Annotated in this window: 21 protein-coding genes; 13 read left to right on the top strand and 8 right to left on the bottom strand. The window is 67.7% G+C overall.

Annotated elements, in window-relative coordinates; all coding sequences use genetic code 11:
* Window position 1 precedes the first annotated feature (1 nt).
* From U5919_RS03710 to U5919_RS03735, 6 genes are all read right to left on the bottom strand, one after another.
* Window positions 2-625, bottom strand: coding sequence for a DUF420 domain-containing protein (locus tag U5919_RS03710; protein ID WP_336022194.1), 624 nt, complete (start codon window positions 623-625; stop codon window positions 2-4).
* A 77-nt stretch (window positions 626-702) separates the two neighbouring features.
* On the bottom strand, window positions 703-1,749 hold the full coding sequence (locus U5919_RS03715; RefSeq protein ID WP_336022196.1) for an NAD(P)-dependent glycerol-1-phosphate dehydrogenase: 1,047 nt from the start codon (window positions 1,747-1,749) through the stop codon (window positions 703-705).
* 88 nt (window positions 1,750-1,837) lie between these two features.
* Window positions 1,838-2,530, bottom strand: coding sequence for a LysE family translocator (locus U5919_RS03720; protein WP_336022198.1), 693 nt, complete (start codon window positions 2,528-2,530; stop codon window positions 1,838-1,840).
* Between the two features lie 80 nt (window positions 2,531-2,610).
* On the bottom strand, window positions 2,611-3,315 hold the full coding sequence (locus U5919_RS03725; protein ID WP_336022199.1) for a TMEM165/GDT1 family protein: 705 nt from the start codon (window positions 3,313-3,315) through the stop codon (window positions 2,611-2,613).
* A complete protein-coding gene (locus tag U5919_RS03730; RefSeq protein WP_336022200.1) occupies window positions 3,312-4,037 on the bottom strand; it encodes a metal-dependent transcriptional regulator in 726 nt (241 codons plus the stop codon). Before U5919_RS03730 ends, U5919_RS03725 begins: the two co-directional genes overlap by 4 nt.
* 92 nt (window positions 4,038-4,129) lie before the next feature.
* Complete coding sequence (locus U5919_RS03735; protein WP_336022203.1) at window positions 4,130-5,311, bottom strand: pyridoxal-phosphate dependent enzyme; 1,182 nt, start codon at window positions 5,309-5,311, stop codon at window positions 4,130-4,132.
* An 87-nt stretch (window positions 5,312-5,398) separates the two neighbouring features.
* On the opposite strand from U5919_RS03735, the gene U5919_RS03740 reads away from it, so the two are divergent.
* Window positions 5,399-6,745, top strand: coding sequence for an NAD(P)/FAD-dependent oxidoreductase (locus tag U5919_RS03740; protein ID WP_336022204.1), 1,347 nt, complete (start codon window positions 5,399-5,401; stop codon window positions 6,743-6,745).
* Window positions 6,746-6,791: 46 nt separating this feature from the next.
* Here U5919_RS03740 and U5919_RS03745 read toward each other — a convergent pair whose 3' ends face one another.
* Entirely contained in the window at window positions 6,792-7,517 is a 726-nt protein-coding gene (locus U5919_RS03745; protein ID WP_336022206.1) for a metallophosphoesterase, read from the bottom strand.
* Window positions 7,518-7,665: 148 nt separating this feature from the next.
* Here U5919_RS03745 and U5919_RS03750 point away from each other — a divergent pair, with 148 nt between their 5' ends.
* Window positions 7,666-8,478, top strand: a complete 813-nt coding sequence (locus U5919_RS03750) for a DUF7839 domain-containing protein (protein ID WP_336022208.1) — start codon at window positions 7,666-7,668, stop codon at window positions 8,476-8,478.
* A gap of 164 nt (window positions 8,479-8,642) precedes the next feature.
* On the opposite strand, the gene U5919_RS03755 is transcribed toward U5919_RS03750, so the two are convergent.
* Window positions 8,643-9,248: a J domain-containing protein gene (locus U5919_RS03755; RefSeq protein WP_336022210.1), complete on the bottom strand. Its 606-nt coding sequence runs from the start codon at window positions 9,246-9,248 to the stop codon at window positions 8,643-8,645.
* A gap of 164 nt (window positions 9,249-9,412) precedes the next feature.
* On the opposite strand from U5919_RS03755, the gene ppsA reads away from it, so the two are divergent.
* The 11 genes from ppsA to U5919_RS03810 all read left to right on the top strand — a co-directional run bounded on the left by ppsA (window position 9,413) and on the right by U5919_RS03810 (window position 25,204).
* Window positions 9,413-11,683 carry a phosphoenolpyruvate synthase gene (ppsA, locus tag U5919_RS03760; RefSeq protein ID WP_336022213.1) on the top strand — a complete coding sequence of 757 codons (2,271 nt, stop codon included), beginning with the start codon at window positions 9,413-9,415 and terminating at the stop codon, window positions 11,681-11,683.
* A 188-nt stretch (window positions 11,684-11,871) separates the two neighbouring features.
* A complete protein-coding gene (gene mfnA, locus U5919_RS03765) occupies window positions 11,872-12,993 on the top strand; it encodes a tyrosine decarboxylase MfnA (RefSeq protein ID WP_336022215.1) in 1,122 nt (373 codons plus the stop codon).
* Between the two features lie 135 nt (window positions 12,994-13,128).
* On the top strand, window positions 13,129-15,252 hold the full coding sequence (metG, locus tag U5919_RS03770) for a methionine--tRNA ligase (RefSeq protein ID WP_336022217.1): 2,124 nt from the start codon (window positions 13,129-13,131) through the stop codon (window positions 15,250-15,252).
* A 63-nt stretch (window positions 15,253-15,315) separates the two neighbouring features.
* Window positions 15,316-15,648, top strand: coding sequence for a hypothetical protein (locus tag U5919_RS03775; RefSeq protein ID WP_336022218.1), 333 nt, complete (start codon window positions 15,316-15,318; stop codon window positions 15,646-15,648).
* Window positions 15,649-15,744: 96 nt separating this feature from the next.
* The gene (gene pyk / locus U5919_RS03780; RefSeq protein ID WP_336022220.1) at window positions 15,745-17,511 is read left to right on the top strand and encodes a pyruvate kinase; all 1,767 of its coding nucleotides are present in this window, start codon (window positions 15,745-15,747) and stop codon (window positions 17,509-17,511) included.
* 60 nt (window positions 17,512-17,571) lie between these two features.
* A complete protein-coding gene (locus U5919_RS03785) occupies window positions 17,572-17,946 on the top strand; it encodes a DUF7312 domain-containing protein (RefSeq protein ID WP_336022222.1) in 375 nt (124 codons plus the stop codon).
* 123 nt (window positions 17,947-18,069) lie between these two features.
* A complete protein-coding gene (locus U5919_RS03790) occupies window positions 18,070-19,887 on the top strand; it encodes a DUF7282 domain-containing protein (protein ID WP_336022223.1) in 1,818 nt (605 codons plus the stop codon).
* The gene (locus tag U5919_RS03795; protein WP_336022224.1) at window positions 19,884-21,068 is read left to right on the top strand and encodes a restriction endonuclease; all 1,185 of its coding nucleotides are present in this window, start codon (window positions 19,884-19,886) and stop codon (window positions 21,066-21,068) included. Before U5919_RS03790 ends, U5919_RS03795 begins: the two co-directional genes overlap by 4 nt.
* Before the next feature lie 81 nt (window positions 21,069-21,149).
* Window positions 21,150-22,868 carry a histidine kinase N-terminal 7TM domain-containing protein gene (locus U5919_RS03800; protein WP_336022226.1) on the top strand — a complete coding sequence of 573 codons (1,719 nt, stop codon included), beginning with the start codon at window positions 21,150-21,152 and terminating at the stop codon, window positions 22,866-22,868.
* A 34-nt stretch (window positions 22,869-22,902) separates the two neighbouring features.
* A complete protein-coding gene (locus tag U5919_RS03805; RefSeq protein WP_336022227.1) occupies window positions 22,903-23,613 on the top strand; it encodes an NfeD family protein in 711 nt (236 codons plus the stop codon).
* A 331-nt stretch (window positions 23,614-23,944) separates the two neighbouring features.
* A complete protein-coding gene (locus U5919_RS03810; protein WP_336022228.1) occupies window positions 23,945-25,204 on the top strand; it encodes an SPFH domain-containing protein in 1,260 nt (419 codons plus the stop codon).
* The last annotated feature ends 17 nt before the right edge of the window (window positions 25,205-25,221 follow it).

The raw sequence follows: 25,221 nt of genomic DNA on the forward strand, positions 1-25,221 counted from the left end.
CTCAGAGGATCAAAACCGCCGCCGCGGCGGTGGATTCGACGTACTCCCAACTGAAGGCGTGGTTCAAGAGCAGGTAGGTGAGCACGCCGAGCGCGAGCGAGAGCAGCCACGCCGAGGCCGCGATTCTGCCGACGCGCCGGTGTGGCGTCTCGCTCCTGAGTTCCGCGGGCGTGTGCGTGACCCCGAGAACCAGCGCGTACAGCACGACCGGTACCGACACGATCGAGAGCACGATGTGAATCGCCAGCATCGCGAGATACGGGTAGTAGACGAAGGCCGGTCCGACGAACTCCTTCGTCCCGCCGCCGCCGATCTTGGTGAGATAGAGGACTAAGAACACGAGGATGAGAGAGAAGGACGTCACCATCGCCGCGGCGTGCTTTCTCACCTCGTCGCGGCGGATCCAGCGCCAGCCCGCGGCGATCACGAGCACGTTTACGGCGTTCACGACGGCGATGGCGTCCGAGAGGCGGTTCACGGCCCACAGCGACAGGTCGGGGAACACGCGCCCGGGAACGACGCCGAGGAAGGTGCCGACGACGGCCGCGTACCCGACGACCGAGAGCAGGGCGGTCACCGCGAGCGGGTGGCGCTTGAGCGCGTTGTCGGCGCTGGAGGTTGCCATACCCCGCGTTGGCAGCCGTTCCTAATCGGTCCTTCGGATCCGATCCGCTCGGTCGCGTGAGCCGACGGGTGCCAGCCTCAGAGGACGCCGGTGAACGTCGCCGCTTCGAGCGCGGCCGCCTCGCTGACCCCGTCGCCGAGGATCGTGTAGCGGTCCCGGATCGTGTGGGCCGTCGTCAGCGCTTCGAGGAACGTGTCGTCGTCGATTCCGAGCTCCGAGGCGGTCGTCGGCGCGCCCATCTCGCCGAGCGCGTCGCGGATGTCGGCCCACTCGCCGCGCTCGCCGGAGTGGAGGTACTCAGTCACGATGGCGGCGACGCCGACTTGGTGGCCGTGCAGCGCGCGGCCGGGCACGAGTCGATCGAGTTGGTGTGAGATGAGGTGCTCCGCGCCCGAGGCGGGTCGCGAGGAGCCCGCGATCGACATCGCGACGCCCGAGGAGACGAGCGCCTTCGCGACCAGCCACGCCGACTCCTCGAAGCCGGGCTTGACGGCGTCGGAGGCCTCGACGAGCATCTCTGCGGTCATCTGCGAGAGCGCCCCGGCGTACTCGCTGTACTCGACGTTCTTGAGTCGGTGCGCGAGTTGCCAGTCCTTTACGGCGGTGTAGTTCGAGATGATGTCCGCACAGCCCGCGCTCGTGAGCTCCCACGGGGCCTGCGCGAGAATCTCCGTGTCGGCGACGACGGCCAGCGGCGGGTCGGCGGCGACCGAGTGGCGGGTGTCGCCCTCGGGGATCGACGAGCGGCCCGAGACAATGCCGTCGTGGCTGGCGGCGGTGGGCACGGAGACGAGCCCGCAGTTCAGCCGATCGGAGGCCATCTTCGCGGTGTCGATCGGCTTACCGCCGCCGAGCGCGATGAGATAGCCCGCGTCGGCGTCTTCGGCGGCGGCGGCGACGCGCTCGACCGCGTCGAAGCTCGCCGTCTCGACAATGATCGTGCCGGCCGTCTCGATCTGGGCGCGAACGCGGTCGCCGACGAGATCGTTCGGCGTCGGACTCGTGACTACGAGCGGCCGCCCCGAGAGGTAGAGTTCCTCGACCGCCGCCGAGAGGTCGTCGAGGACGCCGTGACCGACGAGGACGTTCCGCGGGAGCTTGATCCACGTCGTCTTCTCGAACATACCGCCCGTTTCGTCGGGTCGCTCAAAGTGTTTCCCGTTCGGGGAGTGAGGACGCACTGCCGACAAACACTGCAGTCGATAAGTGACGTTACAGCAGGATTTGCGCGCTCTGCGCCACGAAGAGGATACCGAACGCGGCGAGGACGACGGCGCTGATGCCTGCGACGATCGGCGCGAAGCTGTCGACGCGGCGTTCGGCACCGACGAGGGCGGCCGGGAACCCGGTGATCCACACCACGATCCCGCCGAAGAAGCCCGCGATGAGAGCAGGAGAGCCGGTTTCGACGACGAGGAGGTCCGCCAGCGACTCGCCGGCGTAGGGCGTCTGCGCGAGGACGTCCACCTGACCCGGCTGAAGCATCCCGACGCCGATCGTGAGCCAAAAGAGGATCTGATACGGGTTGGTGAGCGCGAGCACGAACGCCTTGCGAAAGCCCGTCGCGGCGCGTGGTTCGGGAGCGTCGGTGTCTCCACTTCCCCGGAACGACGACCGGATGTCTGCGATCGCTCCATAGGCGAAATACAGCATCAACCCGCCGCCGAGGCCGATCATCGCCGCGCGGGCGAGGGGGAACCGCTCGACGAACGCGACGACGCCGAGCAGCGCGAGGACGAAGAAGATCGCGTCGGCGGTCATCGCCCCGAGACCGGCCTTGAACCCGGCGAGCCAGCCGCCGAGAACGCTCTCTTCGGCGATGATCGCGTTCATCGGCCCGGGCGGTGCTGCGAGCGCGACGCCGAAGACGAGGCCGGCGGCGAGCGTCACGACGAGATTCGTCATTACACTAACAAAGGTGAACGGACGAGAAAAAAGGTCCGAAACGGCGAGGCGGGTGATCCGACCGGAGTCGGTTCCAGTCGCTAGAGGAGGCCGAGCGCGGCGGCGCTGACGGCGTCGATGAACGAGTCCCACAGCGAGATTCCCGTCAGGATCGACAGCACCGTATCCAGCCCGAAGAAGGCGAACAGCGCGGCCGCGCCGAAGTGCGCCTTCCGCATATCCACCCGGTGGGCGAACGTGTGGAAGAAGTACGCGTTCGCGAGGCTGATCGGGATGATCGCCAGCATCTCGCCGACCCAGATCGCCGAGGTCGCCCCGTACTGAACGGCCAGCCCGATCGTGATCAGCTGCGTTTTGTCGCCGAACTCACCCGTCACCATCAGCGCGAAAATCGGGAGGAATCCCCCGAAGGAGCCCGAGTAGCGATCGAGCGGCTTCGGGAGCGTCAGCGCGTCGAGATCGGCGACCCCGCCGTCGGTCGTCGCCAGCGTGGCCTCCCCGTCGCTCGCCGAGGGGGCCGAGCGATACAGCAGCACGGCGAACGTCAGAAAGAGCGCCGCCGTGACCGCGTCGAGGACGGTCGGCGAGAGCGCCGACTGCAGCGCGCGGCCGAAGAGGATTTCCAGCGCGGTCCAGCCCGCGAACGCCGAACCCGCGGCCGCGACGACGACTTTCGGATCGTACCGGGTCGACAGCCCGGCGATGATGAACTGGACCTTCTCACCGGGGAGCACGGCCAACTGCGCGACGAACGCGATGACGGCGATTTCGAGGTATGTGCTCACGCATCACTCACTCCGCTGTGTCCGTCCGACTCCTCTCCTCTCCGATCCGGTTCGACGGCGGCCGCGTCAGCGATGACGTATATCGCCTCGGCGATCGATTCGGGGAGGCTCTGCTCGCCCCCGTCGTCGGTCTCGACGGTGATCATCCCGAAGGGGGCGACGTCGACGACGTCCAGAGCGGTCCCGGGCGTAATTCCCGCCTCGGCCAGATACTCCAGTTCCTCGCGGTCCCGATCGCTGACGCGGGAGACGACGACGTGATCGCCGACCTCTTTCGTCGACAGCGGCACCGCCTCGTCGTCTTCCAGCGGCGCGAGATCGGCCGACGGGATCGGATCGCCGTGCGGATCGACCACGGGGTCGTCCAGCGCGGCCGCGACGCGCCGCTCGAACTCCTCGCTGATGTGGTGCTCTAAGGCGTCGGCCTCCTCGTGGACCTCGCTCCACGAGTAATCGAGCTGTTCTGCGAGGTAAGCTTCCAGCAATCGGTGGTGTCTGAGCACCTCCAGCGCCACCGTTTCGCCCTCCGGTGTGAGCTCTGCGCCTTTGTACTTCTCGTGGGTGATCAGCCCGCGCTCTTCGAGGTTGCCGAGCATACTCGTCACCGTCGCGGGCGTCTTATCGAGCGCCGTCGCGATCGCGGACGTGGAGACGGGCGGCCCCGAGCGGGCCTGAATCTGGTAGATCGCCTTGAGGTAGTCCTCCATCACGTCGCTCAACATAGCCGGATTTAGATCGGTCTAAAACAATAATCTGACGGTAGTGACTTTCGAGACCTCGGCTCTCGAACCGGGCCAGTGAAGCTCGCTCCGGGCTAGACTCCCTTCCCCATCAGGTGACTCCGGAGCACGTCGGCGGTTTTCACGCCGGACGCCGTGTTGAGGACGACGACATCATCGTCGCTTCCGAACGTCCCCTCGTCGGCCAGCGCCGCCGCGCCCGCGAGCGCGACGCCGCCCGCAGGACTGGCTTCCACGCCCACTCGCTGTGCCGCGAGGACGGCGCTCTCCAGACTGTCCTCGTCGTCGACGGCGACGACGCCCCCACCCGTCGATTGGACCGCGTCGAGCGCGACGTCACCGCCCGCGGGCTGGGGAATCTCCAGTTCGCCGACGATCGTATCGGGCGACTCCCACGGCTCGATCGAATCAGCCCCGCGCTCGTGGGCGGCGACGATTGGCGCACAGCCCGACGGCTGTGCGAGGTAGATCGGCGGCACGTCGTCGATCACCTCGATCTCGCGGAGCTCGCGGAATCCCTTTTCGACTCCGGCGACGACTTCTCCGGTTCCCGCCGGGACGACGACGCCGTCCGGAACGGACCACGAGCGCGACTCGGCGATCTCGAAGGCGACGGTCTTGATCCCGTCGTGACGGTGCGGGTTGTCGAACGCTTCGAGAGTGTACCACTCCGACTGCAGTTGCTCGTGCAGGGCGGCCTCGGCGTCGGGATAGCGCCCCCCGACGACGCGCATCTCGCCGCCGTGGACGTTGATCATCGCCTTGTTCGAGAACGGGGCCCGCGACGGGACGAACGCGTACGAGCGCAGGTCGGCCATCCCGGCGTACGAGGCGGCCGACTGCCCCGCGTTCCCCGGTGAGGCGAGCGCGACGAGGTCCGCGTCGGCCTCGCGCGCGGCCGTCACGGCCGGGGCGAGCCCTCGATCCAGCACCGTCCCGGTCGGATTGCGCCCCTCGTCTTTGATCCAGAGAGATCCGAGATCAGCCTCTTCGGCGAGCGCCGGCGCGGAGACGAGCGGGGTTCCCCCCTCGGCCGCGGTGAGCGGGTCCGCGAAGGCCAAGAGGTCGGCGTAGCGCCACATCGAATCCAGCTCGTCCGCGAGCGCATCGCCCGCGTCGCCCGCCCAATCGACGGCGTCGTAGTCGTACGCCGCTTCGAGCCGCGCGCCGGCCCCGCTGCGGCCCGTCGCGGTCGCGTCGTCGCGTTCGCCGGTCCCGGTACAGACGAGTCCGAGAAACGCCTCGTTGGTCGACATACTCCCCGTTACGATCCGACGAACAAATCCCTATTCACTTCGCGGCAGGGACACAGTCTCTTTGTGGCCACCGGCCGAAGTCGGCGTATGGCCGGAGATTCTGTCGTGGTCGTCGGGGCGGGGCTGGCCGGTCTCGTCGCCGCGCGTCGACTCGCGACCGCGGGCGCAGACGTGACCGTCGTGGAGCGACGCCGGACGGTCGGCGGGCGGGTCCGTACCGAGCGGCGGGACGGCTTCACCCTCGACCGCGGGTTCCAAGTGCTCTTCACCGCCTACCCGGCGGTCCGTCGCGAACTCGATTTGGAGGCGCTCGACCTGCGGTTCTTCCGCCCCGGCGCGGTCATCGCGCGTCCGGGGTCGCGATCGGTGCTCTCGGACCCGCTGCGCGACGTTCGCGCCGCCGGGGCGTCGCTCCGGAACGGCGAGGTGACGCTGAGCGACAAACTTCGGACGCTGCTTCTCAGACAGCACGTCGGGACTCGGACGGAGTCGGAGGTCTTTCGATCGTCGGATCAACCGATCCGGTCGTACCTCCGAGAGTGGGGCTTTTCCGATGACTACATCGACAACTTCATCGCGCCGTTCTACGGGGGCATCACGCTCGATCGGTCGCTCTCGACCTCCAAGCGCGTGTTCGAGTACACGTTCAAGGCGCTCTCTGCGGGTCGGATTGCGGTCCCGGCGGCAGGGATGGGCGCGATCCCCGAACAGTTGGCCGAGCGGGCCCGCGACGCGGGCGCGTCGATCCGACTCGACGAGCGGGTCACGGCACTCGACGACGAGGGCGACGGGAACGAGAACCGCGACAACAGCGGGCGCGAAGACCGCGACAACGACGGCGACGAGGGCCGTGACAGCGGCGACGTCACCGTCGAAACGGAGTCGGAGACGCTCGCGGCCGACGCGGTCGTCGTCGCGACCGATCCGAAGGAGGCTCGCCGGCTCACCGGCGTCGACTCGATCCCGCGGGAGGCCCGAAGCTGTGTGACGCAGTACTACCGACTGCCGGCTGCATCGGCTCCGCGGACGGGGCGCAAGCTCCTGCTCAACGCGGCGGATCCGTCGCCGAACACCGTCGTTCCGATCTCCGGGATCGCGCCCGAGTACGCGCCGGAGGGGTCGGCGCTTCTCAACGCGACGTTCCTCGGCGATGCCGCGCTGGACCGGGACACCGACGCGTTGGCCGAGGAGACGCGGCTGACGCTCGAAGCGTGGTACCCCGCGCGCGACTTCTCGGAACTGGAGCCGGTTCGGACACATCGCATCGAGTTCGCGCAGTTCGCACAGCCGCCGGGCGTCCACGAGACGCTGCCGGACGCGCGCGCACCGGGCGATGCGACGTATCTCGCCGGTGACTACACCGCGTGGTCCTCGATCCAAGGCGCGCTGCGAAGCGGTCGCGAGGCCGCGCAGGCCGTCGAGCGCGACCGCTGAAGCGGCCTTTTGACAGCGCGTAGCCCCGCAAGCGACCGTCGATCGCTCACAACAGCAGACGGAACGATCCCAACGGCGGGAACGCCAGCGCCTCCTCGCGGCCCTCGTCGTAAACGACCGGTCGAACGTCGTCCAGATCGTCAAGCAGCGGCGACAGCAGGTCGTCGGCTCGGGCGTCGTTGATCTCGACGCCGGGTGCGAGCCGGGAGAACGCGGGCAGCATCAGGACGTCGGCTCCGCGGTACGCTTCGGGCGCGACGAGCGCGCAGGGGCGGCGGCGGCCCTCGATCCCGATCGCCGGGTGGTCGTGGCCGATCACGTAGCGATCGGCGTCGACGGTTGGCTCCTCGTGCCCGTGACAGACGACAGTCCGCGGCTCGTCGCAAACGACGTAGTACTCGCGGATGTCGTCGACGGCAGTATCGAGCGCGTTGTCGTGGTTCCCGCGGACGAAGACGGGGTCACTCTCCGCGTCCGCACAGCATCGTCTGAGCGCCTCGACGGTCTCTCGGCTCCGCTCGGTGACGGCTCCGAACCGGTGAAGGAGGTCGCCGGCGAAGACGGTCGTCGCCGGGTCGGTCCTCGCGAGCAGCGCTTCGAGTCGCTCTCGGAGGTCGCGTCGCTCGCCGACCGGGAGGGTCACGTTCGACGCGTCGCCCCGACCGACGTGGAGATCCGCGAGAACGAGCGCGTCGGCTCCTCGGAGGTAGACCGCCCGCGGGAGGACCTCGATGTCGTCGGCGACGGCAGTCGGGGCGATGTCGTCGTCCACGACCGTCGTTGGGGCGATACCGTGAAATCGCTGACGGCCCGCGATCGTGCATCGTCTGCCCTTCCGGGCGTGCACGGGCAGCGCACACTGCCCCATCTCGCGCCGTGATTCCGTTGGGGTTTTTCTCGACGGCGACCGAGGGGCCGGTATGAGCGGCGCGCTCGAAGACAAACGAACGGCGACGCGGTTCCGGATTCTCGTCGAGATCGCCGACCGGCAGCCCGCAGTGAGCCAGGGCGAGATCGCCGAGGCGGTCGGCGTGACCAGCCAAGCCGTCAGCGAGTACATCCGTGCGCTCGTCGACGACGGCTACGTCGACAAGGAGGCGCGCTCTCGCTACCGGGTGACGAAAGAGGGCGTCGACTGGCTCTTTCAGGAGGCGAAGGGGCTCCGACGGTTCGCCGAGCACGTGACCGACGACGTCTTAGAGAGCGTTCAGGAGGACGCCGCCATCGCCACCGAGCGGATCGAGAGCGGCGACACGGTGACGCTATCGCTCCGTGACGGACTGCTCCACGCCACGCCGAGCGACGCCGGACCGGCGACCGGCGTGGCCACTACCGCCGCCGACTCCGGCGAGGACGTGAGCGTCACCGGCTTCGAGGGCGTCATCGAGATCGATCCCGGGCGCGTGACGGTAATCCAGATCCCCTCGGCGCGGTCCGGCGGGAGCCGAGCCGTTTCGGCCGACGAACTGGCGGCGCGCTGCGCGGACGCGGACGTGGTCGTCGCCGCGGGCGTCGAGGCAGTGGTCGCGCTGCGCGCGGCCGACGTCGAGGTGGAGACCTCCTTCGCCGCTGGCGACGTCGCGGCCGCGGCCGCCGCTCGCGGCGTCGACAGCGTCGTCGTCGCGACGGCGGATTTCGTGGGACGGGTGACCGACGCGCTGCGCGACGCGGAGGTGCTGTACGAGGTGACCGAAACGACGGACGGGGCCGATGGTGTCACGGCCGAGCGCTAGCGAGAGCCGGTCGCGTAGTTCGGGTCGAGCGCTGGGGCGAACAGGCGGCACTGGGTTCGATCACGACGCGGTGTGCCACACAACCGCTTTCGCGCGCCGTGGCGGGGGTCAAATCACAGCGGGGCTGGCCCCGTGATCCGATAAAAACGCTCGTGTCCGCTCCGTCACTCCGCGGCGTGTTCGCGCGCCGTCGCGTACGCTTCTTGGAGCCGCTGGAACTCTGATTGCGACCCGCCGTGGTCGGGGTGAACGGATTTCACGCGCTCGCGGTAGGCGTTTCTGACCTCTTCGGGAGCCGCCGTCGGAGCGAGATCGAGGTAGTCGAACGCCTCGGGGACCGGACCGGACCGCTCGGTCCGCCTGCGGCCGAACTCGACGCTCGGGACGTCGAAGGGGAGCCGCCGTCCGAGCGCGTGCGCGGGCATCTCGTGTTCGCAGAGGACCGTGTAGGTGCCGGCGCGTTCGAGCCGGAAGTACGCCTGCGCGTCGAAGGTGAGCGCGACGCCCCGTTGCGGGAGGTAGAATTCGACGGTCTCGTCGCCGATCGAGTGGTCCTCGACGAACGGTTCGGCGATCGCTCGGAGGTAGCCGCGGATCTCCAGTCGACGCCGCGACGGCCCGCCAATACGGTGGGCACTCGACGTCGGCGCGTTCGGGAACAGCCGGTCGCCGACGAAGAACACGCCGGCGACGACGACCGAGGCGAGGCCGCCGCCGAGAAGCCCGAACACGAGCCACGGCGGCAGCGAGGAGACCCATTCCGGGAACACGGCCGAACGAAGGGCTCCGGCGGTAAAGAATGTCTCGCTGGCATCCGATTTCACCGCTCGTTTCCGGCGTGTCACAAACGGTGTACTCAGTTCTGAGTACGTTTTATTCATCGTTGCACCCTCCGGAAAGTACTTTAAGGATATCCGCGGAACTTCACACGCTAATGGCTGTAGCTTGGCTGGACGACGTACGGTCCGCCGACATCGATCGGGTCGGTGGCAAGGCGGCTTCACTGGGCGAACTCACAGGTGCAGGGCTACCCGTGCCGTCGGGATTCGTCGTGACTGCCGGAACCTACCGCGAGTTCATCGAAAACGCGGGTATTGACGAGGAGCTGTTCTCGGCTGTCGACGTCGACCACGAGGACACCACGGCGCTCCGCGAGGCGCACGAGCGCGCTCACGAACTCATTATGGAGACGCCGGTGCCCGACGAAGTCAGAGACGAGATCCTCTCGGCGTACGGGAGCCTCGGCGACGGCGAGCGCTTCGTCGCGGTCCGGTCCTCCGCAACCGCCGAAGACCTCCCGGACGCCTCCTTCGCGGGCCAACAGGAGACGTTCTTAAATATCCAAGAGGGCGCGCTCGTCGAGCGCGTCAAGGAGTGCTGGGCGTCGCTGTTCTCCCAGCGCGCGATCTACTACCGGAACCGTCAGGGGTTCCCCCACGACGAGGTCGACATCGCGGTCGTCGTACAGGAGATGGTCGACGCCGAGAAGTCGGGCGTCCTCTTCACCTCTCACCCGTCGACGGGCGAGCCGCAGATCATCATCGAGGCCGCGTGGGGCCTCGGCGAGGCGGTCGTCTCCGGTTCGGTCTCCCCCGATAACTACGTCGTCGACAGAGAGAGCGCCGAGGTGCAAACGGCCACCGTCGCCGACAAGAAGATGATGATGATCAAAGACGAGGCGACGGGCGAGACCGTCGAGCGCGAGGTTCCTGACGAGAAACGGAGCGCTCGGGTGCTTTCCGACGAGGAGATCGGAGAGCTGGTTGAGATCGGTCGGCGCGTCGAGGAACACTACGGGACGCCGCAGGACGTCGAATGGGCGATTTACGACGGCGATGTGTATATGCTCCAGTCGCGTCCCATCACGACCATCGACGACGAGGAGGCCGAAGAAACCGCCGAGGCCGCGACCAACGGCGGTGACTCCGACAGCGGCGACGTGCTCCTCCGGGGGCTCGGCTCCAGCCCCGGGATCGCCTCCGGCAAGGCGCGCATCGTCACGAAGCTCGACCACCTCGATCAAGTCGGCGACGGCGACATCATCGTGACCGAGATGACGATGCCGGATATGGTCCCGGCGATGAAGCGCGCCGCGGGGATCGTCACCGACGAGGGCGGGATGACCTCCCACGCCGCGATCGTCTCCCGCGAACTGGGCGTCCCGGCGGTCGTCGGCGTCGGGTCGGCGACCCGCGAACTCGAAGACGGCCAACCGATCACCATCGACGGCGACAAGGGAACGATTCGCGAGGGTGTCGAACCCGAAGACGAACAGCACGAACCGATCGAGGAGGCGCGCCCGAAGACGCCGGTCAAACCGATGACCGCGACCGAAGTGAAAGTCAACGTTTCGATTCCCGAAGCGGCCGAGCGAGCCGCCGCGACCGGCGCGGACGGCGTCGGGCTCCTCAGGACCGAGCACATGGTCCTCTCGCTCGGCAAGACGCCGACGAAGTACATCGCCGACAACGGCGAGCGCGCGTACGTAGACGAGCTCGTCGACGGCATCCGAACCGCGGCCGAGGAGTTCTATCCTCGTCCGGTCCGCGTGCGGACGCTCGACGCGCCGACCGACGAGTTCCGGCAGCTCGAAGGCGGCGAGGACGAACCGCGCGAGCACAACCCGATGCTCGGCTACCGCGGGATCCGCCGCTCGCTCGACAACCCGGGGCTGTTCAAACACGAACTGGAGGCGTTCCGCCGTCTCTTCGATATGGGCTACGACAACGTCGAGATTATGTTTCCCCTCGTCAACGACGCCGAGGACGTCTCGCGCGCCCGAGAGCTGATGAAACAGGCGGGAGTCGACCCCGAGAAGCGTCAGTGGGGCGTGATGATCGAGACGCCCGCGGCCGCGCTCGAAGTCGAGTCGATGGCCGCAGAAGAGATCGACTTCGTCTCCTTCGGGACGAACGACCTCACGCAGTACACGCTCGCCGTCGACCGGAACAACGGGCGCGTCGCCGACAAGTTCGACGAACTGCACCCGGCCGTCCTGAAGCTGCTCGGAGATACGATCGAGACGTGTCGTGAACTCGACGTGAAAACGAGCATCTGCGGCCAAGCGGCGTCGAAGCCGCGGATGGTCCAGTTCCTCGTCGAGCGGGGCATCTCGTCGGTGTCGGCGAACATCGACGCCGTTCGCGACGTCCAACACGAGGCCAAGCGGGTCGAACAGCGGCTCCTCCTCGACTCGGTCCGCTGAACAGGCGGCTGACCGCAGTGGATGACCCGTCCCCAGCCGCGGACGACTCGTCCGTTTTGGGCGGGCTACCTTCGCACCCGCCCGTGCCGTAATCGACGATGCGCGATCGAGAACAGGCGACGCGACCACGAAGAGACTGCACGACCGAGAACAGAATGACTAAACGCGACCGGACCCTAACCGACGCTATGCAGCGGGCGGCCCCGCAGACGTTCGAGCGCGTTCTCTCCTCGATGTGCACGGAGCCACATCCGGACGCCCGCGAAGCCGCAGCGCGGTTTCTCGCGACGAATCCCGGCGATCCGGCGACGTACGCCGAGATCAGCGAACTCGAAGCTCGCGCCGTCGCCGGGCTCGGCCGGCTCGCCGGGTTCGACGTGCCAGAACCGGGCAGTGTGACGGTCGATACGGGGTCCGGTATCCGGACGACGGCCACGCCGGACGCCCCGAACGGCTACATCACAAGCGGCGGGACGGAGGCGAACATCCAAGCGGTCCGCTCGGCGCGAAACCGCAGCGACGCCGCCGACCCGAACGTCGTCGCCCCCGAGAGCGTTCACTTTTCAATCACCAAGGCCGCCGACGTTCTCGGCGTGGAGCTGCGGACCGTCCCGACCGACGAGGACCACCGCGTGGACGTCGACGCCGTGTCGGCCGCGATCGACTCCGAGACCGTCCTCGTCGTCGGCGTCGCCGGCACGACCGAGTACGGTCGGGTCGATCCCATCCCGGCACTCGTCGATCTCGCGCACGACGCCGGCGCGTACTGTCACGTCGACGCCGCGTGGGGAGGCTTTCTCCTCCCGTTCACCGACCACGAGTGGAACTTCGCCCACGCGCCGATCGACTCGCTGACGATCGACCCCCACAAATGCGGGCGGGCGGTGATCCCCGCCGGCGGGCTGCTCTTCCGCGACGCCGCGGGGATGGACGCGCTCGCGGTCGATACGCCGTATCTCGAATCCACCTCACAAGCGTCGCTGACGGGGACCAGAAGCGGCGCGGGCGTCGCGAGCGCCGTCGCCGCGATGGACGCGCTGTGGCCCGACGGCTACCGCCGCGAGTACGAGCGCGCAGATCGGCTCGCTCGGTGGTTCGCCGCGAAACTCCGTGAGCGGAGCGTGGACGTCGCCGACGTCGAACTCCCGATCGTCGTCGGCGACCTCGACGGACAGACCTTCCACGCGCTCCGGGATCGCGGCTGGCGGCTCTCGCGCACGGGCGACGGGCTCGTTCGGGTCGTCGTGATGCCGCACGTGACGCGGGAGATGCTTCGGGCGTTCCTCGGCGATCTCGACGCGGTTCGGTAGCAGTTCCGACCGGAATGCCCGATCCGCTCGGGACACTGGGTCAACGCGGGGCGCTCTCGATCGGTGCGCTCGCCGCCCCGTCGACGGCGACTCCGAATCAGCGGGATTTTGGTGCCGCCGCTACGAGTGTGCCCTATGAGTCACGAGGAGTTCCCCACCGGGGACCCGGCGGTGGTGACCTGTGGGCTGCCGTACGCCAACGGCGACCTGCACATCGGCCACCTCCGGACGTACGTCGGCGGCGACATCTACAGCCGCGCGCTGAAACGACTCGGCCAGGAGACCGCGTTCGTCTCCGGGTCGGACATGCACGGCACGCCGGTCGCCGTCAACGCGGCCGAGGAGGGCGTCACGCCCGAGGAGTTCGCGCTCCGACACCACGAACAGTACGAGCAGACGTTCCCGAAGTTCGACGTCGAGTTCGACAACTACGGGCACACCCACGACGCGACGAACCTCGAGACGACCCAAGAGATGGTCCGCGCGCTGGAGGAGGCGGGATACGTCTACGAGAAGGAAATTCCCGTCGCCTACGACCCCGACGCCGACCAGTGGCTCCCGGATCGATTCGTCGAGGGGGCCTGCCCGTACTGCGGCGAGCACGCCCGCGGCGACGAGTGCGACGAGGGCTGCGGCCGGCACCTCGAACCCGGCGAGATCGAAGACCCCGTCTCGACGATCACCGGTAACCCCGCGGAGTACCGAAACAGAGAGCACAAGTTCTTCGCCGTCTCCGACCTGCAGGAGTACCTCGGCGAGTTCATCGATCGCCTCGAAGGGACGTCGAACGCGCAGAACCAGCCCCGCGAGTGGATCGAGGGCGAACTGCAGGACTGGTGTATCACCCGCGATATGGACTGGGGCGTCGACTACCCCGGGGAGGAGGACCTCGTCCTCTACGTCTGGGTCGACGCGCCGATCGAGTACATCTCCTCGACGAAGCAGTACACCGAACGCGTCGGGAGGGACGTCTTCGACTGGGCGGAGGCGTGGGGTGCGGGAGGCGAAGAGGGCGGCGAGATCGTCCACATCATCGGCCGCGACATCATCCAGCACCACACCGTCTTCTGGCCCGCGATGCTCCGTGCTGCGGGCTACGCCGAACCGCGGGCCGTGATGGCCTCCGGCTTCATCACGCTCGAAGGCAAGGGCTTTTCGACCTCGCGGGACCGCGCGGTCTGGGCCGACGAGTACCTCGACGAGGGCTTCCGGCCCGACCTGCTGCGCTACTACCTCGCGACCAACGGCGGCTTCCAGCAGGACGTCGACTTCTCGTGGGGGCGCTTCCGCGAGCGCGTGAACAACGAACTTGTCGGCACCGTCGGGAACTTCGTCTACCGCTCGCTGCTGTTCGCCGCCCGCGAGTTCGGCGGCGCACCGGACGTGGACGTCTCCGACGACGTCGAAGCGCGCATCGAGCGCGCCATCGAGGAGTTCGAAGCCGGCGTCAACGAGTACTCGGTGCGCGAAATCGGCGAGAGCGCGGTCAGGCTCGCGCAGTTCGGCAACGAGTACATCCAGCGTAACGAGCCGTGGAAGCTCGACGACGACGACCCCGAGAAGGCGCAGGTCATCCGCGACTGCGTCCAGATCGCGAAGGCCGTCGCCGTGCTCTTCGAACCGATCACGCCCGAGGCCGCGGAGAACATCTGGGGCGATCTCAACGAGGACGGCGACGTCCACGCGGTCGGTGTCGACGCCGCGCTCGACGTCACGACGCGGGAGTTCGAGGAGCCGACCGAACTGTTCGAGAAGATCCCCGAAGCGCGCGTCGAGGAGCTCAACGAGAAGCTCGAAGCGCGCGTCGCCGAGGCCAGCGACGATGAGGACGCCGACGCGTCGGCTGCGGCAGACGACACGGCCGCCGATGCGGGTGAAGCGGCCGCCGACACCGGCGGCAGCGTCGACGCCGCGGCGGCGGACCTCGAACCCATCGCCGACGAGCGCATCGGCTTCGAGGACTTCCAAGAACTCGACATCCGCGTCGGCGAGATCCTCGCCGCCGAAGGGATCGAGGGCGCGGACAAACTCGCGAAGCTGACCGTCGATATCGGCGTCGAAGAGCGCCAGATCGTCGCCGGGATCAAACAACTGCACGACCTCGACTCGCTTCCGGGAACCAAGATCGTCGTGGTCGCGAACCTCGAAAAGGCCGAACTGTTCGGCGTCGAGTCGAACGGGATGTTACTCGCGGCGGGCGAGCAGGCGGACCTGCTGACGACGCACGGCGACGCTGAGCCGGGCACGAAGGTCCAATAGGGGCTACCGGCACGACCGGTACGACCACAACGCTTTTTGTATCAGACAAGAGAGTTGTTCCGAATGTACTTCGGCCTCACGAGTGCCGACGTGGCACTCACACGTGGTCCGCCGATTCGGCTCTCACCACGTCTCGCAGTGGCAAATTTCCGGTTTATCTCGAACGTTCCCAAGGGCATCCGTGACGGCGTCCGCCGCGTCGCCGTCCACGATCAGGGAGACGGGTCGTTCGAGCTTCGGTTCACCGGTCGGACGGACGGCGCGTACGTCGTAGACCGCGGCGTTCTCGCGGACGTCGTCCGCTCACTGGAGGACGAAGACGAGTACGGAGAGTGGCGGGCCGACTGGGAGGGCACGCGTCCGGACTGGATCCCCGCGACGATGCCCCAGCAGTGAGACGACGTCGGAATCGGACGAGCCCCCGCCGATATTTTTACCACGATCGTAGTCCCCTGTCGGATCCTTTTTACCCGCTCGCCTGTAGACCGGGTTATGCGCAAGGCCAAGATCGTCTGTACGCTCGGCCCGGCCTCCGACACCGAGGCCACGATCCGCGGCCTCGCGGACGCGGGAATGAGCGTCGCGCGGCTCAACGCGAGCCACGGGACGCCGGATCACCGCCGCGAGGTGATCGACCGTATCCGCGCGGTCGATAACGCGATCGACCGGCCGCTGGCCGCGATGGTCGACTTACAGGGACCCGAAGTCAGAACAGCTCCCCTCGAGGAACCGATCACGCTGGAGACCGACAGCGAGGTCCGGTTCGTCGAGGGAGCGGAGGCGACGCCCGAGACGGTCGGGCTCTCGTACTCTATTTCCGCCGCCGAACCGGGAGACACGATCCTGCTCGACGACGGCCGGATCGAGGCCACGGTGCGACGCGTCGAGGACGACACCGTCGTCGCGCGGATCGACTCCGGCGGGAGCCTCGGCGGACGCAAGGGCGTCAATCTCCCCGGTGTCGACTTGGACATCGACCTCATCACCGAGAGCGACCGGGCGGAACTCGCCGTCGCCGCCGAGACCCGAGCGGACTTCGTTGCGGCCTCCTTCGTCCGCGACGCCGAGGACGTCTACACCATCAGCGACGCGCTCGACGAACTCGGAGCCGACATCCCCGTCGTCGCGAAGATCGAGCGCGCGGGCGCGGTCGAGAACCTCGACGAGATCATCGACGCCGCCTACGGCGTGATGGTCGCCCGCGGCGATCTGGGAGTAGAAATGCCGCTCGAAGACGTCCCGATCATCCAAAAGCGGATCATCCGCAAGTGCCACGCGACGGGCACGCCCGTCATCACGGCGACGGAGATGCTCGATTCGATGATCCACGCCCGGCGGCCGACCCGGGCGGAGGCCTCGGACGTCGCCAACGCGGTCCTCGACGGGACCGACGCGGTGATGCTCTCGGGGGAGACCGCGATCGGCGACGACCCCGTCCGCGTCGTCGAGACGATGGATCGGATCGTCCGCCAAGTCGAGGCCAGCGAGGAGTACTCCGAGGGGCGCGAACAGCACATCCCGACCGCGGACGCCGACTCCCGAACCGAGGCGCTCGCCCGCTCGGCGCGTTACCTCGCCCGCGACGTCGGCGCGAGCGCGATCGTCGCCGCGAGCGAGTCCGGCTACACCGCGCGCAAGACCGCGAAGTTCCGCCCCGCCGTCCCGGTCGTCGCCACGACGCCGACCGACCGCGTGCGGCGACAGCTCGCGCTCTCGTGGGGGGTCGTCCCGAAGTACTCCGCCTATCGGAAGGGCATCGACGCGATGATGGAAGACGCGGTCGACGCCGCCCTCGACGCGGGGGTCGCCGAATCCGGCGACACCGTCGTCGTGCTCTCGGGGATGATGACCGAACTGGAGGGGACGAACACGACGAACATGCTGAAGCTCCACGTCGCCGCCGAGACCGTCGCCAACGGGCGAAAGGTCGTCGGCGGCCGCGTCGCCGGACCGCTGGCGGTCGTCGACGACGGCGACCTCTCGGCGGTCCCCGACGGCGCGATCCTCTCGCTTCCGGCGCACTTCGAGGGCGAGTTCGAGGGCGACACCTCGAAGATCGCGGGGATCGTCGACGCGCGGCCGGGAATGACCGGTTACCCGGCGCTCGTCGCCCGAGAGCTGGGAATTCCGATGATCTCCGGCGCGCCGCTGCCCAGGCGGCTCTCGGACGGCGCGACGCTGACGTTGCACGCCGAGCGCGGCGTCGTCTACGAGGGCGACCTCATCAGACACCGCGGGCAGTCCGCGGTTGAGGAGTGACTTCGAGCCGCATCCGATTGCAGCGGCAGGTCTTTTTCGACGCGGATCGTACCGCCGCTAATGACTGCGCGAGACGATTCCGGCGGGGTCGACCGAGAGGGCTCGGACGAGGTCAATCGGGAGGATTCCGGCGGGACTGTCGTCGAGAGCGACGATGGCAGCGACGGCGACTCGGCCCAAGAGGACGGCGAATCGGCTCAGAAGAGTAGCGAGTCGACCTCAGAGCGTGGAGAGGTGATCCCCCGGCCGCGAATTGCCGGCGAATCGCGGACGCCGGCGACGGATTCCGATGTCGCCGACGAGCGCGAGTCGGCGTTCGTTCGCCCCCCGATCGAACCCGAAGAGCCCGCAGCGGAGAACGCGCTGTTCGTCGTCCTCGGCGTGATCGGAACGGTTCTGCTGTTCGTGAGCGCGGTCGTTCCCGGCGTCATCTGAGAGCGACCTCCTGCGCGTCGTCGACGGAGAACCCCCGACGCGAACGAATCTGTTATCAGATTTGATGGTTTGACCGCAGTGCTTTATGTAGCGTGGTTGGTACCGTGGACAACGCACCCGCCGATGCCTCACGCGCCCACTTCGCTGGTCCTCGTCCTCGCCCTCTCGCTCCTTCTCGGGACCGCGACGCCCGTCTCGGGTGTCGCAGTCGCTCCCGACAGGGAACGGCCAGCAGCGGTTCTCGACGACGCTTCGCCCCCCGCGTCGATTTCGGGGCCGGGAACCGCTGGCATCGGCGTCTCTCACCAGGTCGACGACGCCTCCGGGTCGTTCCCCGAGGGCAACGTCAGCGTGACGCGCGGCGACGAAGTGACGATCACCGTCTCACATTCGGACGCCGCGACCGTCACGATCGGCGGCCCCGAGTACGGGTTCCACGTCACCGTCGACCTCGGCGGCAGCGGGACCGACGAGATCGTCATCGACACCCGAAGCACGACCGATTCGGACCCGAACGCCTTCATCGAGGGCGGGTCGGCGACGCTGCACTCTCGGCCGCTCGACGAGCCGTTAGAGCCCGAAGACTACCTACTCCGCCTCGACGTCGACGGCGTCGAGCGCGACGTCGGCACGCTCACGGTCGAACCCCGTGGCGAACTGCGCGCGGAATCCTTCCGTGCACCGGGCGCGTTCGAGCCCGACGAGTACCTCGGCGGCGGCGAGGACGGCGACGCCGACGTCGGCCCGTTACAGTCGACGATGACAGCCGGGACGACCGTCGCCCGCGGCGACTACGCCGTGATGCGTATCGAAGAGAGCGGCCTCGAGACGGCGCTGAACACGAGCGATCTCACGGGGAGCGCCGCGGCCAACGGCCTCGAGGTGAACTTCACGCAGACGGAGCCCGGACCGAACCACGCCGCTCGCGCTCTCGTCGCGACCGACTCGGCGAACGTCACGGTGTACCCGAACTTCGCGAACGACGAGTTCTACGTCATCTGGGATACCTCCGGCGTCGACATCGAATCCCAGTCGGAGCGAAACCGCTACCGCGCGACGCTGACGCTCACAGAAGAGAGCGGCCTCTCCGAGGGGTCGACGACGGTCGCGACGACGACGTTTACCCTCCAACGCCAGTCGGTTTCGCTGTCCCCGACGAACGACTCTGTTCACTACCCGTGGGACGACGCGACGTTCGCCGTCGAGGGGTCGACGACGCGCGCGCCGAACACGGAGTTCGAGGTGCGGTTGCGCTCGACGGACCCGAACGCCTTCCTCGAACTCGCCGATACGACCGTCGACGAGGACGGAAACTTCGAGGCGTCCTTCGATCTCTCCGACGTCTCTCGCGGGACGAACGCGACGCTGTGGGTCCGCGATCACTTCTTGGAAACGGCTCAGGAGGTGCATCTCGTCGCGCCGGATCCGACGGTCCGCATCGAGAACCAGACGGTGACCGGTACCACTGTCGAAATCGAGAGGGCCGAGGTCCCGAACGGCGGGTTCGTTCGAATCGAAGACGAGAGCGGAGAGTCGGTGGGACGGAGCGACTACCTCGAACCCGGCCGGCACGTGAACGTGTCGGCGGAACTCGGTACGCCGTTGTTCGAGACGCAGCGGCTCCGCGCAGAACTGGTCCGCGCGGGCGACGAGGACGCCTACGACCCGAGCGCGGCGGCCTACGCGATCGACGGGAACGTCGTGAACGACACCGCCGTCGTCGACTTCCCGGAGGCAACGACCGAGACCGTAACGCCGACGCGGACGGCGACAGAGACAGAAACGAGCACGCCGACCGCGACGCCGTACCCCGTCGTGACGCGGACGCCGCTCGCACCCGACGGGGCGTCCCAGTCGAGTCTGCCGCTGTCACCCGGCGTCGCCATCGCGGCGGTGCTCGGCGCGGCTCTCCTTCTCGCCCGTCGGGGTGACGCATCGTGATCCCCGAGTTGGAGCCGCCGGCGTTCGTCGCGTTCCTCGCGGACCTGTGGGACGCGCGCGGCTGGGAGACGTCCGTCCGAGAACGCGCCGACGAGACGCGCTTCGTGATCGGCAAGCGCGGCGACGGCAAGCGCGGCGTCATCTACGTCTTCCCGACGACGACCGCGACGGTCACCGAGCGACATCTCAAGCAGTTCATCGGCTTCTGCCGAAAGCGCGGTATCGACGTCGCCGTCGTGGCGACGCAGGGTGCCTTCGCGGAGGGTGCAAAGAAGATCGCCGCGCAGCGGAGCGTCCACCTCCTCGACCGATCGAAGCTCGCAGGCACGGTCGAGGAGGGCGGGCTCGACGACGTGTTGGCGCGGTACACGAAGACGGGGCCGGTCGAGTCCGCCGTCGCGCGACTCCGGGGGCTCGGCCTGCCGCTCCCCGAATCGCTGCTCGAGCGCGCGTCCGACGCCGACGAGTCGCTGGCGTCGCTTCGAGCGAAACTGGGACGCGGCGACGACGCGAGCGGGGATTCGGACGGGGGTGCCGGCAGCGACGATCCGACCGACGGGGGGGATACGACGAGCGGCGACGACGGGTCACGGTTGCCGAGTTCCGTTCTCCCCGTCTCGGCGCTCCGCGGGCTCTCGAACCGCTCGATCCCCGCGGTCGTGCTGCCGGTGATTCTCGCCGTCGCGTTCGTGTTCGGGGCGACGATGGGGCCGGCGGTGGGTCTCGGCGCGCCCTTCGGCGTCGGAAGCGATAGCGGACTCGACGTCTCGGCGATGTCGACCGCGGGCGAGAACGCGACCGTCGACGTCCGCTGGAACGCGCGGACGACGGGGTCGATACAGGTCAACGGTACGACCTACGACGCGCCCGAAGGAGAGACGTTCCTCCTCGTGCGGATGAACGTCACCAACGGGGCGGAAAGCCCGACGCAGTTCGATCAGCCGTCGCTGAGCGTCGAGGTCGCGGGCGAGCGCTACGGCCACCAGCCGCTCGACGGCGTGACCGGCTTCCCGAGCGCCGGGTTGTTCGAGCCGGGCGAGACGCGCGAGGTGTGGACGGTCTTCAGCGTCCCCGCCGACGGCGAGAGCGCGACGCTGTTGACGACTAGCGAGGCGAGCGTTCGCTTCGCCCGAGACAGCGCGCTCACGCCGGAAGCGACCGTCGCGAGCGACGAGAGCTGATCGATAGCCGCCGTCTTCACCGGATGAACGGGATTCGGGTCCGTAATTTTATACCGGCCACGTCCTTCCTGAGTGACGTCCGTGTTCTCCTCGTTCCCGTGGTTGGCGGCTGTCTCCTTGCTCTCGGGGGTGATCTCGCTGGGATTTATGTGGTATCTCTGGCCGTACCGGAACCGCTTGGGCGGTCGGTTCTTCATCGCGACGATCGCCTGTGAGGCGCTGTGGGCGCTGTCGTACGGCGTCGCACTCTTTGTGTTCGATCCCGCTCTCCGAGAGCTGTTCGAGATCCCGATCTGGTTCAGTATCAATTTCATCGGGGTGCTCTTTCTCGCGTTTGCGCTGGAGTACACCGGCCGCCAGAACGTCCTCCGTTCGAAGGCGATGGCCGGCGTCGTCGGCCTACAGGTGTTGCACACGCTCGTCGTCATCACGAACTCGCTGCACCACATCGCGTGGAGCGGATACCGGATCGAGCCGACGCTCGGCGCGGCCACAGTCGTCTACGCGCACCAGCCGTGGCTGTTCGTGAACGCCGCGGGATTCATATTGATGATCGCCGTCGGCTCGTTTCTCCTCGCGGATACGGTCTTCAGCTACGGCCCGCTGTACCGATCGCAAGCGGCCGCCATCGCGGTTTCGCCGATCTTCCCGGGGGTCCCGTTTCTCCTCTGGTTGGCGGAAGTCGGCGCGACGCCCCCGCTGAATCTCACCCCGCTCGTGTTCCCGATTCACTTGGCGTTCGATATGTACGCCTTCTTCTCGCGGGAGATGTTCGAGATGGTTCCAGCGGCGCGTCGAACGGCCGACCGCGCCGCCATCGAGAACCTCGGCTCACCCGTCATCATCGTCGACAGCGGCGGCCGGATCATCGAATGCAACGACGAGGCCGCTCGACTCGTGGACGTGAAAATCGGCGACCTGCTCGGACGGCGCTTCGAGGAGGTCCTCCCGGAGATCGATCCGGCCGGTGGCAAACAGACGTTGTCACGCCAGCTAGACGGACGAAACCGGACGTACGCGGTTACGACGGCCCCACTAACCGATGCCACCGGAACGTCCGTCGGCGACACCGTCGTCTGTCAGGACATCACCGAGGAGCGACAGCGCGAGCAACGGCTCGCGGTGCTCAATCGCGTGCTCAGACACAACCTCCGGAACGATCTCAACGTCGTCCAAGGGTACTTGGACATCGCGGCGGATCGGACGGAAGACGCCGAGACGACGGAGATGATTCGGACCGCCGCGGAGAACACCGCGGGCGTCGTCGAACTCGGCGAGAAGGCGCGGCAGATCGAACAGGCGCTACGGGCTGACGCCGCGACGGAAGCCGTCGCGTTGCGGCCGCTGTTGGAGACGATCCGTGAGGAGCTTGCGGCGACGTATCCGAACGCGAGCGTCGACATCGACGTCCCCGAATCCGCCGCGGTGCGCGGGACTCGACCGCTCGTCGACGTCGTGTTTCGGAACGTCCTCGAAAACGCGCTCGAACACGCCGACTCGGCGTCGCCGACAGCGACTGTTCGGGCTGTCGATTCGGCCTCCGACGGACCGTCTCTGACCGTCGAAGTCGGCGACGACGGCCCGGGAATCCCGAAACACGAACTCGCCGTTCTCGACGACACCGAGGAGACGGCGCTCGAACACGGCAGCGGCCTCGGGCTGTGGATCGTCACGTGGGGTGTCGACGCGCTCGGCGGAGGCGTCGAATTCGACGTCTCCGAGCGCGGGACGCGCGTCTTTCTCGAACTTCCGAGGGCCGCTCTCCGGTCTGGTGGGGCCGTCTCGGACGGGGATGCGTGACAACGCTTAATCCGCCGCCAGCCTAACCTCGCGTATGATCGACGGACTCCTCCCGGTCGCCCTGCAGCTCTCGATTCCGCCGGAGACGCTGCCGCTGCTGCTCGTCGCCGCCGGGCTGGGACTGAGCGTCCTCGAAGCGCTCGCGCCGGGGGCGCACTTCGTCGTCCTCGGGGTCGCGCTGCTCGCCGCGGGACTGGTCGGCCTGATTCTCGGTCCGCTGGCGTCGCCGGTCGTCCTCGGTGTCCTCGTCCTCGTCTTCGGCGCGATCGCGCTCTACGGCTACCGCGAGTTCGACTTCTACGGCGGAAAGGGAGCCGGACAGACCAGCGACTCGACGAGCCTTCGCGGTCGCACCGGGCGGGTTACAGAGCGCGTCACGCCGACGGCGGGCGAGGTCAAACTCGACGACGGCGGGTTCAATCCCCTCTACGCCGCCCGCTCGGTCGACGGCGAGATCGACGTCGGAACCGAGATCGTCGTCATCGACCCCGGCGGCGGCAACGTCGTGACCGTCGAGTCTCTGTCGACGAACTACGACGAGATCGACCGCGAGCTCGCGCGGGGACGTACCGAGGAGGAGGTCGACGACAGCGAGGCCGCGGGCGATGGACCGGAGTCGACGACGGAAGACAGCGAGACCGACGCTACCGACGACGAGACCGACGCTACCGGCGACGGGACCGATATCGACCCCAACGACAGTGGCCGAGACGAGGACGTCGAAACCGAGACCGAGCGAGCGTAGTCGGGAGCCAAACCCGGGCAACCGCACTCAACGTAGGCCGTAGGTTGTCACTCGATTACTGACTGGATTCTGCTCCGGGTGGGACTGGAAGGGGTCGCGCGCTCGTCAGCCGAGACGAAGTAAGCACGTGAGCGGAGCGAACGCGCGCAGCGAGTCGCAGACAGCGAGGAATCCGGATTCCTCTGGCAGTCGGCGCTTAGCGCCGCCGACGACGAGCGCGCGGGGGCTTCCGAGGGCATCTCTCCCACAGTACCCGGTGTCTCCTCAATATCTGAACAACACTCTTCGTATAGGGGCCAACCCTTATGAGAGCGACACACTAAGGCCGAATATGGCACTTGGTCCCATATCGCTACAGGCAGGTATCGGTATCCCGACGATCGGGATACTGGTTCTCCTCCTCGCGATCGTCACCGTCTATCAGATGGTCGAGATCGTCGACGCCTACGAGAAGAAGGCGCTGACGGTGTTCGGCGAGTACCGCAAACTGCTGGAACCGGGTATCAGCTTCATCCCGCCGTTCGTCTCGCGGACGTACGCCTTCGATATGCGGACGCAGACGCTCGACGTCCCGCGACAGGAGGCGATCACGCGCGACAACTCCCCGGTCACCGCCGACGCGGTCGTCTACATCAAGGTGATGGACGCCAAGAAGGCGTTCCTCGAGGTCGACGACTACAAGCGGGCCGTCTCGAACCTCGCACAGACGACGCTGCGCGCGGTCATCGGCGACATGGAGCTCGACGACACGCTCAACAAGCGCCAAGAGATCAACGGGCGGATCCGCCGCGAACTCGACGAGCCGACCGACGAGTGGGGCGTCCGCGTCGAGAGCGTCGAGGTCCGCGAGGTCAACCCCTCCCAAGACGTCCAGCAGGCGATGGAGCAGCAGACGTCCGCCGAGCGTCGCCGCCGCGCGATGATCCTCGAAGCCCAGGGTGAACGCCGCTCCGCGGTCGAGCAGGCCGAGGGTGAAAAGCAGTCGAACATCATCCGCGCGCAGGGCGAAAAGCAGAGTCAGATCCTCGAAGCCCAGGGTGACGCCATCTCGACGGTGTTGCGCGCGAAGTCCGCCGAATCGATGGGCGAGCGCGCGATCATCGAGAAGGGGATGGAGAGCCTCGAAGCCATCGGGCAGGGCGAGTCGACGACGTTCGTCCTCCCGCAGGAGCTCACGAGCCTCCTCGGCCGCTACGGGCGGCAGTTGACGGACTCGGACGTGCAGGAGTCCGCCGGTCTGGACAGTCTCGAATTCGACTCCGAGACCCGGGAGCTGCTCGGCCTCGACGACATCGAGGAGATCCTCGGGCAGATCGACGCGGCCACCGAGATGGACGTCGAGGAGCTCGAACAGGAAGCGGAAGCGATCAAGCAGGGCGGCGGCACCGACATCAGGAGCCCAGAGGAGGTCGTCGCCGAGGCCGACGCGGCCGACGAATCGACGATCAAAGACCCCGACGACGTCGTCGGCGACGCGACGGACGATGTCCCGCCGAACGACTCCGCCGAGAGCAACGACGCCGCGAGCGAGGAAGTCGAGAGCGAAGACGCCGGAGAGGCCGACCCCGCGGTCGAAACCGAGAAAGAGTAGCACGACAGCCGCCGCGG

The organism is Halobellus sp. LT62 (assembly GCF_037031285.1).
Lineage (GTDB): Archaea > Halobacteriota > Halobacteria > Halobacteriales > Haloferacaceae > Haloquadratum > Haloquadratum salinisoli.

What these genes read in the sequence shown, in the direction of transcription:
- U5919_RS03710 (WP_336022194.1), bottom strand. Translation starts at nt 625, where the DNA reads ATGGCAACCTCCAGCGCCGACAACGCGCTCAAGCGCCACCCGCTCGCG.
- U5919_RS03715 (WP_336022196.1), bottom strand. Translation starts at nt 1,749, where the DNA reads ATGTTCGAGAAGACGACGTGGATCAAGCTCCCGCGGAACGTCCTCGTC.
- U5919_RS03720 (WP_336022198.1), bottom strand. Translation starts at nt 2,530, where the DNA reads ATGACGAATCTCGTCGTGACGCTCGCCGCCGGCCTCGTCTTCGGCGTC.
- U5919_RS03730 (WP_336022200.1), bottom strand. Translation starts at nt 4,037, where the DNA reads ATGTTGAGCGACGTGATGGAGGACTACCTCAAGGCGATCTACCAGATT.
- U5919_RS03735 (WP_336022203.1), bottom strand. Translation starts at nt 5,311, where the DNA reads ATGTCGACCAACGAGGCGTTTCTCGGACTCGTCTGTACCGGGACCGGC.
- U5919_RS03740 (WP_336022204.1), top strand. Translation starts at nt 5,399, where the DNA reads ATGGCCGGAGATTCTGTCGTGGTCGTCGGGGCGGGGCTGGCCGGTCTC.
- U5919_RS03750 (WP_336022208.1), top strand. Translation starts at nt 7,666, where the DNA reads ATGAGCGGCGCGCTCGAAGACAAACGAACGGCGACGCGGTTCCGGATT.
- ppsA (WP_336022213.1), top strand. Translation starts at nt 9,413, where the DNA reads ATGGCTGTAGCTTGGCTGGACGACGTACGGTCCGCCGACATCGATCGG.
- mfnA (WP_336022215.1), top strand. Translation starts at nt 11,872, where the DNA reads ATGCAGCGGGCGGCCCCGCAGACGTTCGAGCGCGTTCTCTCCTCGATG.
- metG (WP_336022217.1), top strand. Translation starts at nt 13,129, where the DNA reads ATGAGTCACGAGGAGTTCCCCACCGGGGACCCGGCGGTGGTGACCTGT.
- U5919_RS03775 (WP_336022218.1), top strand. Translation starts at nt 15,316, where the DNA reads ATGTACTTCGGCCTCACGAGTGCCGACGTGGCACTCACACGTGGTCCG.
- pyk (WP_336022220.1), top strand. Translation starts at nt 15,745, where the DNA reads ATGCGCAAGGCCAAGATCGTCTGTACGCTCGGCCCGGCCTCCGACACC.
- U5919_RS03785 (WP_336022222.1), top strand. Translation starts at nt 17,572, where the DNA reads ATGACTGCGCGAGACGATTCCGGCGGGGTCGACCGAGAGGGCTCGGAC.
- U5919_RS03790 (WP_336022223.1), top strand. Translation starts at nt 18,070, where the DNA reads ATGCCTCACGCGCCCACTTCGCTGGTCCTCGTCCTCGCCCTCTCGCTC.
- U5919_RS03805 (WP_336022227.1), top strand. Translation starts at nt 22,903, where the DNA reads ATGATCGACGGACTCCTCCCGGTCGCCCTGCAGCTCTCGATTCCGCCG.
- U5919_RS03810 (WP_336022228.1), top strand. Translation starts at nt 23,945, where the DNA reads ATGGCACTTGGTCCCATATCGCTACAGGCAGGTATCGGTATCCCGACG.